This is a genomic window from Rhodococcus indonesiensis, assembly GCF_047782815.1.
Lineage (GTDB): Bacteria > Actinomycetota > Actinomycetes > Mycobacteriales > Mycobacteriaceae > Rhodococcus > Rhodococcus indonesiensis.
In genome coordinates this window covers 1804401-1817790 of record NZ_CP180630.1, presented here as the reverse complement: position 1 = coordinate 1817790, position 13390 = coordinate 1804401, and the positions used below count along the sequence as shown (strand labels likewise).

The following is a 13390-nucleotide window of genomic DNA, read 5'->3' as shown; positions in this document are numbered from 1 at the left end:
TCAGAACTGCCCTGCGTCGGGAATTACGAACGCGTGCGATGCCGACGTTGTGGACGCCGCCGGCTCGTGCACCGGCCGGTCCGGCTGCTCGGCGCGGTGCCTGCACTCCTCGATCAGATTCAGCAGCTCACCGGTCGCCCAGTACACGTCCGGCGCGATGTCCCGGAACATCGGAGTATGGGACGCAGTGACGCGATCGGTGATCGCCGAGAAGGTCCCTCCACCGGGTGCCGCGTCCTCCCCTGCTGCCATGTAGTGCAGCCCGGTGAACTCCCGCACCCGGCCGAGCCATGTCGCGGCGTTCTCGGCGCGAGCGTCGATCGAGACGTCCGGGCCGGTGTCGGTGACCTGGGACTGCCATCCCGTGCCGGTCTCGCCGGTCCGCAGCCACTGCGTGAGGATCGACTTGGCGGACACCTCGAGGATGCCGCCGGCCGGCTTCTCCGGGGAGGCATCGTAGATCGCGCGCAGCGTCCGGTAGGGAAGCATCGACTGCATGACCGGCGACTCGTGCGACCGCGCCATCGCCAGCAGAACCGATTCGAGCACCGCGGGAAGCCAGTCGTTGTTGGCGAGGAACCGTGACGGCGGGGTCAGCAAGGGATGGGGAAAGTCGACCCACGCCGCGGAGGCGGCATCCCACACCCGCACCGGCTCGTCGTACGGTTCCGCAGGAAGGCGCAGGCGGCCGACCACGAGCCCGAGGAACCAGCCGGCGGTCAGCGCTCGCCGCTCGCTGTAGTGCATCGGCAGCGAGGCAGCCAACGGCCGGGAGCGACGCCACTGCCAGAACGACTCCTGCTGCGTCGGAGTCGAATCCGCCCACTGCTTGGCCGCGGGGGTGAGCACGGAGTCATAGGCGAGCGGCGAGTAGTTCGGGTAGGAGCCGAAGATGTCGATGCGAGTCAACCGGTCTTCCTCGGTCAGCAGGCGCACGAACTCCGATCGGGTCTCGTGGTCGATCATCGGGTTCTTCTGCAGTACCTGCTCGAGGGAATCCGCGACGGGCAGGTTGAGGAACGGCACCGAGGTGAACTTGTACCGGTACTCGACCTGCTGCCCCGGATGCAGCGCCTCGAGCGCCTGCTGATTGACGCTGGCGAGTGGTCGCGCCAGCGACAGCGCTTCGGCGAACTTCGCCTGCAGTCGCTCACGCCGCTCCTCGAGCGCGTACTCGGGGACGGTCGGATCCTCGATGTACTCCCGCAGCGACACGCGACAGAAGCGGTCGAAGGACTCCCCGGTGCGGCCGACGAACTGCCGAGCGCGTGCGAGCAGTTCCGCAGGTCGAAGGTGCAGGTCATACCGTGCGGCCGAGGGAATGAGCGCCTCGCGGGTTCCCGGATCGTACGGGAACGCGCGGGTCCGCCACGCCGATGTCCGCTCGAGGACGGGATGCTCCTCCCCCGGCGACTTGCTGCCGTCGATCGTCTGCCACAGACCGGTGACGACCCCGACGACGGCCCGCTTGACCGACTCCTCGAACGGCGGCGTGCCGAGACCGCTGGACGCGACCGCGAGCGGCAGGTCGCTGCGGTACTGCACCATGAAGTCGGCCGACGGGGTGAGCATCACCTCGTTGTTCGCTTCCGCGAACCGCTTGGGTACCCGATCGGCCTTGTCCGCGGGCCACGCACCGTACTGGTCGGTGGACAGGCGCGCCAGGCCGACGTCGCTCGCCGGCTTGCTGCGTGCCCGCCGCATCGACGTCTGCGCGTCGTTCAGCGCCTCGAGCAGGGGCTGCAGAATCTCCGGTACCAGCGCGGCCGCGACCTCGGCCACCTTCCCGGACAGCGAGGCGTACAGCTGGCGATAGACGTTCTGGCTGCAGCTCGCGAGCACACGATCGACGATGTCGGCGTCGCTCTCGATCGTTCCCTTGAGAGCGGACAGCGCCTGAGCCGTGTCGGCCGACTGCGCCGTGATGTCGGTCGGCGCCTGCTTCGCGAGGTCCTCCGCCCCGACCCGCACCTGGTCCTTGATGTGGCTGGTCAGCCGGTTCACGAGCGCGGTGGCGTACGGCAGGCCGAGGTCGGCGATCGCCTTCGCCACCGTGCGCTCGATGTTGTCGGCGAGAGTGCGGTGCCACTGGTAAGCATGGACAAGCGCGTGCACTTCGGCGGACGCCGTGAGCGCCTGACGACGGGCACCGAGCACCCGCTGGATCTCGGGAACCCACTGGCTCGCGTTCAGACCGCTTCCGGACGGAAGGTAACCACGCAGCTCGGACTCGGTGACCTGACGGGCCATCCGCAGGCCGTCGCCCTGGGGCAGCACCACACCGGTCAGCCACGCACTGATTCCGACCTGCGCGCCCCGCGGATCCGCCTGAACGACAGGCAAACCCATCGTGGTGAGCAGGGTCTGCCACTGGCTGTCGAGGATGGAGTTGACCTGATCGTCGTCGGACGCGGCATTGCCGGGGTTGCGGTGCCCGTCGAGCAGCCGGTCCACAGTGCTACGGGCAAGCCGCTGCGCCGAGTATTCGGCGTATCGGTCGCGGCCCATGCTCAAGCTCGAGAACCCGTATGTGCCCCACGGCAGGTTGTCCCACTGTCCGCCCCAGCCGATGTTGTCGCGCTGGCCTGACAGGCCCGCACCGTTGGTGAGGTCGTACTGCACGAACTGGCGCGTCGCAGCGCCGCTCATCATCATGCCCGCCAGACCACGAGCGAGGCCGCGGTAGATCGCCTTCTGTGAACCGTCGCCGAACGGTGCGCCCTCGACGCCGACACGGCGGCCCACCGGGAACACCCGAGCGAACGGCACCTTCTCACCGGCGCCGTTCTGCTGGCCGAGCGCGCGCAGGATCTCGACGTCGTGCTCGCGCGCGGAGCCGAGCTGGCTCGCGACGATCTCGCCGAGCATCGCGAGGGCGTTCGCGCGCACGCCGGTGGTGGCGCTGCGGCCGAGACCGTCGAAGATGTCGGGGGCGACCATGAACACACCCATCAGCCGCGGATCGAGCTTGGGAATCAGCGTCAGTAGGCGGCACACATCCAAGGCCATCGACGCGCCGGCGCCACCGGCCATCGATGAGACGACCAGGACGATCGGGGACTCCTCCTGCTCGAAGCTGCCGCCGCCCGGGACGTTCAGCGCGCCCATCTCGGTGGCGGTCTGCACGGTGAACAGCTGGTCCCAGGCGTACTGCAGGGTCTCGCGAATGCCGCCGGCCTTGCTCAGCGTGATCATGCGGCCGAGGGCGCGGTACTGGCCGGCGCCGGACCCGATGGGCACCGTGACAGCGGAGGGATCCCGCGGAGCCCAGGTGGCGATCTCGTCGAGGCTGCCGCGGGCGGCGAGCTGGTTGCTCAGCGCGTTGTCGAGCACCCCGTACGAGTCGCCCTGGGGACCGCTGCCGAAGTAGTAGCCGCCCTGGTCGCGAACATTGCCGAGCCCGTCCGGCCCCGCCTCCGGCGCAGTGGGCACATCGATGCTCACGAACTGCCACCCACCCGGGATCCGATCCACTCCCGCCGCGGCGAGATCGGACCGGAGCTGGTCCATCATGTACGCGAGCGTGACGGCACCCGAACCACCGCATCCGACTACGAGAAACCGCCTCATACCGGTCCTTCCACATCGAGAGAGAGCAAAGCTGGATTCCGACCGTCAGGCGCCGGGCGGACGGAACGGGTCGAACGGCTGAGCGCCCGGCGCGGCGGACGAGCTCGAACCGCTGTGCGGCGCGGCACCGAATCCGGGACTGCCGCCGAACGCCGGTGGCGCGCCGAATGTCGGTGCGGGCGGAGCGGTGGGTGCCCCGAAGGGATCGAAGGACGACTGCGGTGCGGGTTGCCCGTCAGGCGCACCGGTGCCCGGCGTCGCCGTTTCGTCGGATCCGGCACGCTCACGCAGTCTCGCGAAGATGCCCGGTGCGCGCCGGCTCAGATCCTCGGCCAAACGGTCCGGGTTCGAACCTGCGCCGACAAGCAGGAGCACCGACGCGTGGTCGGCGGGTCCGGCCGGATCGTGGAGGATCACCCAGTTGTTGTGCACCGCCAGCGGCAGCCTGGCCTCACCTGTGCGCGGGTCGTGGTCGGGCTTCGCACCGGAGGATCCGAGCAGCCCACCGGCATTGACACGGACGTACCCCGTGCCGACCGGGGAGAGCCCGGTCTTCGCTTCGAGCTCGACGCCGTCTGCCGTCAGCAGTCGCGCAGGCTTGTCCAGGTTCCGAACGATTTCGGTGAGGTCACCGTCGCGCAGCGTGAAGGGTGCCCCGTCCCGCAGAACGGCGCCGTCGGCGATCGTCACGGAGAAGCGCTGGGCCTTCAGGGTTTCGGCAGGAATGCGCGAGGCTCGCCACTTGAGCACATACAGAAGAGCCAGCGGGATCGCGATGCCCAGGAACAGCGTGAGAAGGAAGGCCAGCAGGAACCGGCCACTGTCGAGCGGTTTCTGCAGCTCGGCGGTGAACGGCACATCGACCGGCATCGCGCGGTCGAGCTCCCCGGCGGGGGTCATCATCATCCGCACGGAACCGTTGAGGGAGCCGTTGCCGGCCTCGGGCACGTCGAGTTCGACCGTCAGCGCGTCCTGCGCGCCCTCGTCGACGGCCAGGCACCGCTCCGCCGAAGTCGCCGCGGGGTTCACCAAGGCCACGTCACCCACGCCGTCCGGCACGGCATCGATGCGGATCGGTTCCGCCGAATCGAGCCACACGCAGCCGGGACCGCCGACCGGGATCTCCACCGGGAACCGACCGGCTCCCTCGACAGTGCCGAAGTCGATCCGGTTCGGCAGCGTTGGATAGCCGACCGGGGGCGCCACCGTCAGCGGCACGTCGACGTATTGGGGCGCCAGTTGAGTACCGGGCGCGATGACCGTCCCCGAAGCCGTCCGGGCGTCGGCGGTGGTCACCTCGAGAGTGAGGCGCAGCGTCGCCTCACCCGGTGGCACCGACGTGAGATCCAGCTCGATCGGCTCGTCGATCCCGTTCTTCGGGATCCTCGACACCAGCTCGTGCACAACCCGAGCCGAGTCGACGAGCGACACCGACAGGTACGCGCTTCCGAGCAGATCGGAGGGATCGATCTCCCGACGGTCGGAGTCGACGATGCCGAGCTGTATCGCAGATGTCTTCTCGCCGCTGTGGATGGCGGTCACATCCTGTCCGAGCCACGCCGGGAACAGGTTGCCCGAGATATGGATGTTGGACTTGGAGCGCGCCGCGGGATCGGAGCCATCGGGGTCGACGAACACGAGAGCCCACATGCCCTGCCATTGCCCCGGGTTCGCCGACGCCGGCTGGCGCATCGTGAACGACACCGACCGCGCCGACAACCAGCGGTAGTCGACGCCGACTCCGTCGACGTTCAGGCTGCGCGGGGCGTTGTCGCGCGGCATCGCAAGTTCGGCCCCGTCGGGCGACACCAGTGTGGGTACGAGCCCGTCCGCGTCCGCGAAGCCCAGGACTGTCACCGAACCGATGGAGTTGTCGAGGACGAAGCGGTGCTGCGCTTCCTCGCACACCTGACCCACACATACGCCCGTCTCGTTCTCGAGCGGCGCTTGGCCCGGACTGCTGAACGCATCGAACGCGAAGAGCAGGTCGTCGATGTTCTGGGCGAGGTAGAAGTCGCCGGGTCGGGGCGAGGTCCGGTTCCCGCACGCCTGCCCGGCGGCGGGTTCTCCGGTGGCGATGGACCGCATCAGATCGAAGTCCCCGGCCTGCGCCGTACCGGCCGCGAGCCCCACCGCGAAGGTGACGATTCCCGACGACCGCAACTGGTCCGCGATACCTGCGGGCCGGCAGATCGACTCGCGGGCGGCCGCAATGATCTGCTGAACGCCTGCGTCGGTGCCGAGCGATACTCCTGGGGCGTACGGCTTCTCCGCGTCCCGCGTCGTGAAGTCGAGCTTGCCGTCGGAGAACCAGGCGACGGCCTGGCATCTGTTCGAGGCTGTGGACGAGCGGTCGGCGAGAGCGCCGCGGGCACCGTCGAGAGCGGCCCAGTAGTCGGTGTCGACACCGTCCGTCCGGGATCGGAACCTGTCGACCTCGTCCTGCTAGGCAGGCAGGGACCCACCGTCGAGGCGGGTCCACGGCGCGTGCACGGTGAAGTCATCGGAGAAGCCGGCGACCGAAACGTCGAGCGCGACCCCGGCGGAGCCGCCGAAGGAGCTGAGCTGTTCGAGCAGGTAGTTGGCCGCGGAGACCCGCGCCGCCTCAGGGTCCGAGACCTGCAGACTGCCGGATTCGTCGATCATCAACAGCAGATCGCCCTCGCGCTGGGAGGCGAGACACCCGCCGAAGTCTCCCACCGCCGACTGCTGCGGCGCAGCCGACGCGGCCGGTGCCGCCACCACCAGAGAGCTGAGCAGCGCTGCCGCGAGCGCAGCCACCTTCTTCACAGTCGACCTGCCCATTCCGCGATCAGCCATGCCCCGAGCGCGATGCCCGCGAATCCGAGCACAACGACGGTCCAATACATCCCTTGCACGGCCTTCGAGCCCGCGTAGACCGGCCGCGCCCGCTGCTGCATGTCGGCGACCGTGTGCTGGGCAAGCAGGTAGAACGCGGCAGGACCGGCCAGCAGCCAGCCGATAAAGGCGAACATGGTGGAGCCACCTGACAAGGTGAGTGCGACGGCAGTGAGCCCCAGCAGCACTACCACGCCGCCGCCGATCAGCCATGCGCGAGGCGGCCTACCTTGCGAAATGGGCGCCGCGACCGGCCGCTGCTCGACAGCGAACGCGTCGGCATGCGCCCCGCCGAACCCGGGCGTCGACCCGCCGGGCCCCGCGAACGGGGCGGCCACACTTCCGAACGGCTCGGGGGATGGCCATGGCGACTGGGATCCACCCGACCACGGATCGTCTGCGTCGTCCCGCGAGCTCGAGTACTCGCTGAAGTCGAACGGGTCGGTCGAAGAGGACACGCGCTTCTTTCGGGGTCGGGCAAGGGCGAGCCCGATACGAGCTTCCCCCTGGCAGCATTCCAAAACTTCAAACTTCAATCGCTGGTGGCGAGTGATTGTTACACCTTCCGAATTGACGTTCTCGGTGCCATGCCGAGTTACAGATACTCGCGCTGTTCCAGACTCCCCATTTCGCTGGTGGCAAGGGTCCTACATGTACCGCCCTGCACGCGTGAGGGGACGGATGATTGCGGCCGAGGAGCAGATGCCAGTGGGTCAGCGATCCCGCTCCGGACTCGGCCACACACACCGACGAGATGCTGCAGTGGCTGGGACACATCGGGTAAGCCCATCTGAATTCGCTGCAGCGAATTCAGACCTCATCGGTGTAACGGCCCACTAGGGCAGCACCGAAAGCAAGATGAGAAGCCGGCGCCATCTCAGCTCCCGCCGCTCCTCCGAGGCACCGACCTCCCCACCTACGGCCCGAACTCTTCAAGAAAACGGCAAACCATGTTCGGCACACACCATGCACTCACCACCAGTGCGGTAAGCACCCATCACTCCATCGGATCGAGGCGGACGTAGCCATGTCCAGCTCCCCACCCGCCGGCTGGTACCCGGACCCCGAACGCCCTACCGAGCGACAACGCTACTGGGACGGACAACAGTGGACCTCCGCCCACGCCCCCTATACAGGCGTCGGTAACACGGGCCCAACCCGATTCACACAGGCCTCTTCCCGACCTCTGCAAGGTCGGAACCCGCGCACCCGCCTGGGCGGGCTCGTCGCAGTCGGCACGATCACGCTCGGTTTGCTGTTCATTCTCGGCGGTCTAACGGAACAGCTATGGGCCTGGATATTGTTTGGTCTTCTCGCCGCCGTCACCGGCATCCTCTATTTCCGCGAGGACCGCACCCGTCCAGCACGATACAAGTGGGCAGCCTGGTCCCTCATTCCAGCATTCGTCCTGGCGGTTGTCACCGCTCCCGCCACCGGACCCGACCCCGAGACATCAGCAGATCAGGCACGCGCCCCTGCCACCTCTACCGCGTCGCCGATATCGCCGTCATCGGCGCCCACCACATCTGAGACTCCGCTCGTTGCGCCCGCACTCTTTCCCCAAGTCGACAGTCAGGCAGCTACCCGGTCCCTCACCACCCTTGCCAGCATTCCTACTCGAACCGAGTTGCCCGAGACGGAATACGATCTGTCGCGCTTCGGCGAGCCCTGGTCCGACGATGTCACCGTCGACGGCGGCCACAACGGCTGCGACACTCGAAACGACATCCTGCGCCGCGACCTGTCCACAGTCACGATTCAACCTGGATCCCGCGGCTGCGCGGTCCTCAGCGGCACGCTCAACGACCCCTACACCGGCGCCTCGGTCACCGCGACCGGCGACACCCTCGATGACGTTGTCATCGACCACGTCGTCCCGCTGCCCGATGCCTGGCAGAAAGGTGCGCAGGCACTCGACGCTGCAACCTTACAGAACCTCGCCAACGACCCTCGCAACCTTCAGGCCACCGCCAGCAGCATCAGCGTGCAGAAAGCCGACCGGGACTCCGCGGGCTGGCTACCGCCGAACGGCCAATACCGCTGCACCTACGTCGCCCGGCAGGTCGAGGTGAAAGCCGCCTACCACCTGTGGATGTCGCCACCCGAACACCAGGCGATCGAGCAACTGTTGATCGGCTGTGGCGGCGTCGCCCCCACCACGCCGGCGGTATCGGCACCCCCAGCGCCCCAACCGCAGCCGACCGTCGAGCAGAACGCGCCAGCAGTACCGCTGCCGCCCCCTCCCGTTGAACCTCCGCCCCCGCCCGCTCCCGTTGAACCTCCGCCTCCACCGCCCCCGGTCGATCCGGCACCGATCCCAGCCGAGCCAGTACCACCCCCCGCACCCGCACCCGCACCCGCACCCGCACCCGACGGCGGCTACGACGGCAGCTGCGGACCGAACAGTTACATCAACGTCGACGGCGAATGCATCCCCGGCCCGGTAGAAGCACCGAGCCCTCCCAGCGGGGCCACCGCACGCTGCAACGACGGCACCTACTCCTTCAGCCAACACCGACGCGGCACATGCTCCGGACACGGCGGCGTCGCCGAATGGCTATGACCGGCGGGAGCCCGAGCCGCTCCCCGTGAGCGTTCAAACCTCACCAAGATCACATATCGACGACATCGATCTCCCAGCTTCATGAGGTAGATGTTCAACGACCGCTATACCGCATCTCCGACACGCCCGTCGAAGTTCACTTCGACCCCGGCGACAGCCGTGCCCGATATATGCAATCGCATTGCTGCAGAACAACGCTGGCGAAGTTCCTGTCAGACGCAAGTTCGAGTACATCCAAAGTCACCGATTCCGTCGGGAAGGCGTACGGATGGGCCTGCGCTGGAGTGCGGACAGCAAGTGACTGCGGAGGAATTCTCTGCGGTCCGTAGTGTGCCCCATGGTGCCCCGGGAGGCCGGAATTCGCGGTGCGAACTCGGGTCCGGTGCATTCCAGCGGGCCGCCTCGACCAGTCCGGGCGACCTACTCGGCGTCCACGCCGTAGAGCGCGACGAGCCCGCGAAGGTCGTCGTCGTACCCCTGCCCCACCGCGCGCAGCCGCCACTTCCCCGCCCGCCGATAGATCTCGGTGAGGACCATTGTCCGTTCGGTGGTCCCGGCGTCAAGCACGAACGTCGCCGCCGTGCCGTCCTCACCGTCCACGCTCACCGACACCGCACCCAGTTCCCCGAAGGTGCGTTCGCCGTCGATGGCTGCGGCGATCGCGATGCGCGCGCATTCGTCGGGCAGTGCGGCAAGACCGAGCCGTACGCTCTGTTCGCTGCTGCCGTCGATGGACAGCTCGATCGCGCCGTCCTCGGCAGTGGGGTTGTTGTAGAAGACGAAGTCGTCGTCGCTGTCGACCTTTTCGTCGTCCCCCAGCAGGAAGGCGACGACGTCGACGTCGAATTCGTCGGTCTCGGCGCGCCAGGCGACATTGACCGTCCACGACATCTTCCGGGCCGGCAGGTCGATGACCTCGCCTCGTGCGAGCGCCGGCGCTGAGATGCGAGACTCGATCCGCATGTGCGACGGCACGACGCCCTTCTCCACCGCGGCGCTGACGTCCGTCTTGGTCAGAACAGGGAGCTCCCGCGCGGTGATGCGTGGCATGCGCCGGTCGCTGTCGCCACCTTCGAGCATCAGCACGTCCGTGACCGCGGCGGTGAGGTTGAGCGACGGGCGTGCACCGAGCTGGACGAGACGCGAACGCATGAGCACGGCGTCGAGATGGGTACCGCCGAGGAGCAGCACTCGCCGACCCTGCCACAGCTTCGGCTTCTGACCCGTGAGCATCCGCTCCGGCAGACTCGGAACAACGGACTCAGCAGTCTCCGGCTCCGGCGGAGGTTCGATCACCGGCTCGGCAGGGGCCGCGGCCACCTCGACCACGGGACGCGTCTTCGGTTCGCCGGGCAACACTCGGGTGAGCATGTCCTCGAGCTGGCGCTCGGTGACGACGGGGATGCCCTCGGCCATCGCCTTGCGAATTTTGCCCGTCTGCACGCCGGGGTCGTTGCACACGACCACGCTCGTCTGGCGGCTGACGGAGTTCATCACGTCGAGGCCGGCGTCGGTCATGCGGCCGGCGAGCGGGACCCGGGGCGTCGTGGTGTGGCCGGTGATCACCACCTTCATTCCCTGCACCAGACCGACGTCCAGCGACAGCCGCCCGGGATTCTTCCACTCGCAGAGCACCCGCGGCACGGAGTCCGGGTACGCCGACCTGCGGCTGAGGCAGTCGACCACTGGCAGCGGGAGCTGCAGGCTCTCGGCGAGCGAGGCGCTGCGCACGAAGACCTCGCTGAGGACGCGGGCGTCGTCGTAGGCGTCGTGCTCAAGCAACTGCTGGACCTGCCAGTGCGAGGCCAGGGTGGAGAGCTTGTGATCGGCCACGTCCAACTCGAGCCGCCTCGACAGGGCGAGAGTGCACAGCCGGTGTTTGACCGGGATCTCCGCTCCAGCGCGCCGAAACTCGGCGTCGAGGAATCCGTAGTCGAAGGCCGCGTTGTGGGCGACGATCGTCCCGCCGGCCAGCACCTCGGCGAGCTCACCGGCGATCTGCTCGAAGCGCGGAGCACCGGCGAGCCGTTCGCGCGTCAACCGGTGCACGTGAACCGGGCCGGGATCGCAACCCGGATCGACGAGCGTCGAGTACTCCTGCTCGACGCTGCCGTCCTCCCGCAACACCAGCGCGGCGACGCTGAGCACCCGATGCGCATAGGCGCGCAGGCCGGAGGTCTCGACGTCGACGACCACCCAGCGATGACCCTTCGGCAGCGTCCGCGAACCCGACGCGTGCGACAGCGTGTCGATCACCTGCACCTGCTCTACCTCCGAGTGTTCTGCTGCCGGCCCCACCGGCACTCGAACATAGTGACTGATGCTCACGACACCGCCGACCGCGCCACGCCGAGTGCGGCTGCCTTCCGACTGCTGCGGGCAGTACCGTTCCAGCCATGGCACAGCCACTCACAGGCAAAATCGCCCTGGTCGCCGGCGCCACCCGCGGCGCCGGCCGCGGCACCGCAATCGCGCTCGGTGAGGCCGGCGCGACGGTCTACTGCACCGGCCGCACCACCCGCGAGCGCCGCTCGGAGTACGACCGGCCGGAGACCATCGAGGAGACCGCCGAGCTGGTGACGGCCGCGGGTGGGGTCGGCATCCCTGTCGCCGTCGACCACCTCGATCCCGAGCAGGTGCGACGTCTCGTGCAGCGCATCGACGACGAGCAGGGCCGCCTCGATGTCCTCGTCAACGACATCTGGGGCGGCGAGAAACTCATCGAGTGGGAAACCCCGCTGTGGGAGCATGACCTCGCGGGCGGACTGCGCATGGTGCATCTCTCGGTCGATACGCACCTAATCACCAGCCACTTCGCGCTGCCGCTGCTGATCCGGAACCCGGGCGGGCTCGTCGTCGAGATGACCGACGGCACTGCCGAATACAACGCGAAGAACTTTCGGCTCTCGGTGTTCTACGACCTGGTCAAGTCCGCAATGCTCCGGCTCGCGTTCTCCCAGGCGAAGGAGCTGGCGCCGCACGGGTGCACGGCCGTCGCGCTGACGCCCGGATGGATGCGGTCGGAGATGATGCTCGAGCACTTCGGGGTCAGCGAGGAGAACTGGCGCGACGCCGCCGTGCCACATTTCGTCGCGATATCGGAGTCGCCAAGGTTCGTCGGGCGGGCCGTCGCGGCGCTGGCCGCGGATCCGGACGTCCATCGCCGCAACGGAGGCTCGTTCTCGTCGGGTGGCCTGGCGCGCGAGTACGGCTTCACCGACGTGGACGGGTCGCAGCCCGACTGCTGGCGGTACATGGTGGAGGTTCAAGATCCCGGTCTGCCCGCGGATCCGACCGGATATCGGTGAGCGCGACACGCCGAGACTACGACTGCCACTCGGCCACAACGTATTCCACGTCAGGACGCAGAATTGATTGACGCGTCCGCAGCACGGTGCCACGATGTGTCATCCCCCGCGCCCGCGAGGGTCACAACTGAAGAAGGCCCGCCAGGAGCGGCAACTCCCGACGGGCCGGATGTCCGACTGGAATGGAGTCGAACGTGGGTAAGGATACCTGCGTCGGAGGCGTGCGCCGCGCGCCGCGCCCGACGAGCAACTACACCGTCGTCCGCAACGAGACGATCGGCAACAAGGACCTCTCCTTCCGCGCCCGGGCGGTCTTGATCTGGCTGCTGTCGAAGCCGACCGACTGGCGCATCCGCTCCGACGCGATCGCCGCGGAATCACCGACCGAGGGCCGCGACGCCATCAGGTCCGCGATGCGGGAACTGGCTGCGCACGGCCACCTCGTCACCGAGCGTCGCCAGAACGAGCACGGCCAGTGGATCACCGTCCAGACCGTCTACGAAGTACCGGTCCGGCCCCAGCCGGGGCCTGGAAATCCGAACCCCGGCGAACCGGACACCGGAGAACCCGGCGCTGAACAAAGTACTGAGGACCAAGAGACTGAAACCAACCCCTCACCGGCCGCCGAGCCGACGGCACCTCCTGCGCGGCAGCAGGGGGTGAGCAGCATTCCGGAGAAAAAGCAGATCGGCGAGCTGGCGACCGCGTGCCGCGCCGCCGGTCTGACGGCGACGTTCGACTATCTGCCCACCGCGGCGCGCTCCCAGATCGTCGCGCTGATCGACTCCCACGGAATCCCGTCCCTGGTCGCCGCGGCACGATCGACGCATCGACCGAACAATCCGACGCGCTTCGCGCACTCATGGATCCCGCTGTGGCAATCGCTGCCCCTGCCCCGCTCTCCCCTGCCGCCCCGATGCGGCCGGTGCGACGAGTACGGCTGGTTGCCCGACGACCCGCACGGCCGCGCCGTGCGGTGCCCGTGCCGTCGCGTCGACGCACCCGACCACCCGCTCGCCGCGTGAGCATCCGTCGGCGGCGAGCCGGTAGCATCTGCGGGACCTGTTCCGTGACCACCGAGGTCGGAGGC

8 protein-coding genes and 1 pseudogene are annotated in these 13390 nt (G+C 68.2%); 4 read left to right on the top strand and 5 right to left on the bottom strand.

The genetic code is table 11. The features are described 5' to 3' along the window. The 4 genes from ACM26Y_RS08545 to ACM26Y_RS08530 form a co-directional block, all read right to left on the bottom strand. Positions 1–3570 (bottom strand): tubulin-like doman-containing protein, encoded by a 3570-nt coding sequence (locus ACM26Y_RS08545; protein WP_416063193.1) that lies wholly within the window; start codon positions 3568–3570, stop codon positions 1–3. Between the two features lie 45 nt (positions 3571–3615). After that, entirely contained in the window at positions 3616–5733 is a 2118-nt protein-coding gene (locus ACM26Y_RS08540) for a hypothetical protein (RefSeq protein WP_416063192.1), read from the bottom strand. Positions 5734–6015: 282 nt separating this feature from the next. After that, positions 6016–6351 carry a hypothetical protein gene (locus tag ACM26Y_RS08535; protein WP_416063191.1) on the bottom strand — a complete coding sequence of 112 codons (336 nt, stop codon included), beginning with the start codon at positions 6349–6351 and terminating at the stop codon, positions 6016–6018. A 5-nt stretch (positions 6352–6356) separates the two neighbouring features. Next, positions 6357–6767, bottom strand: coding sequence for a hypothetical protein (locus ACM26Y_RS08530; protein WP_416063190.1), 411 nt, complete (start codon positions 6765–6767; stop codon positions 6357–6359). Positions 6768–7456: 689 nt separating this feature from the next. Here ACM26Y_RS08530 and ACM26Y_RS08525 point away from each other — a divergent pair. Further along, a pseudogene (locus ACM26Y_RS08525) lies at positions 7457–7546 on the top strand (DUF2510 domain-containing protein); the annotation flags it as partial. 135 nt (positions 7547–7681) lie between these two features. Further along, entirely contained in the window at positions 7682–8992 is a 1311-nt protein-coding gene (locus ACM26Y_RS08520; RefSeq protein ID WP_416063641.1) for a DUF3761 domain-containing protein, read from the top strand. A 420-nt stretch (positions 8993–9412) separates the two neighbouring features. On the opposite strand, the gene ACM26Y_RS08515 is transcribed toward ACM26Y_RS08520, so the two are convergent. Then, positions 9413–11254 (bottom strand): TerD family protein, encoded by a 1842-nt coding sequence (locus ACM26Y_RS08515; RefSeq protein WP_416063189.1) that lies wholly within the window; start codon positions 11252–11254, stop codon positions 9413–9415. Between the two features lie 134 nt (positions 11255–11388). On the opposite strand from ACM26Y_RS08515, the gene ACM26Y_RS08510 reads away from it, so the two are divergent. Further along, complete coding sequence (locus tag ACM26Y_RS08510; protein WP_416063188.1) at positions 11389–12300, top strand: SDR family oxidoreductase; 912 nt, start codon at positions 11389–11391, stop codon at positions 12298–12300. 221 nt (positions 12301–12521) lie between these two features. Next, positions 12522–13325, top strand: coding sequence for a replication protein (locus ACM26Y_RS08505; protein WP_416063640.1), 804 nt, complete (start codon positions 12522–12524; stop codon positions 13323–13325). Positions 13326–13390: the final 65 nt, after the last annotated feature.

What these genes read in the sequence shown, in the direction of transcription:
- ACM26Y_RS08545 (WP_416063193.1), bottom strand. Translation starts at nt 3,570, where the DNA reads ATGAGGCGGTTTCTCGTAGTCGGATGCGGTGGTTCGGGTGCCGTCACG.
- ACM26Y_RS08510 (WP_416063188.1), top strand. Translation starts at nt 11,389, where the DNA reads ATGGCACAGCCACTCACAGGCAAAATCGCCCTGGTCGCCGGCGCCACC.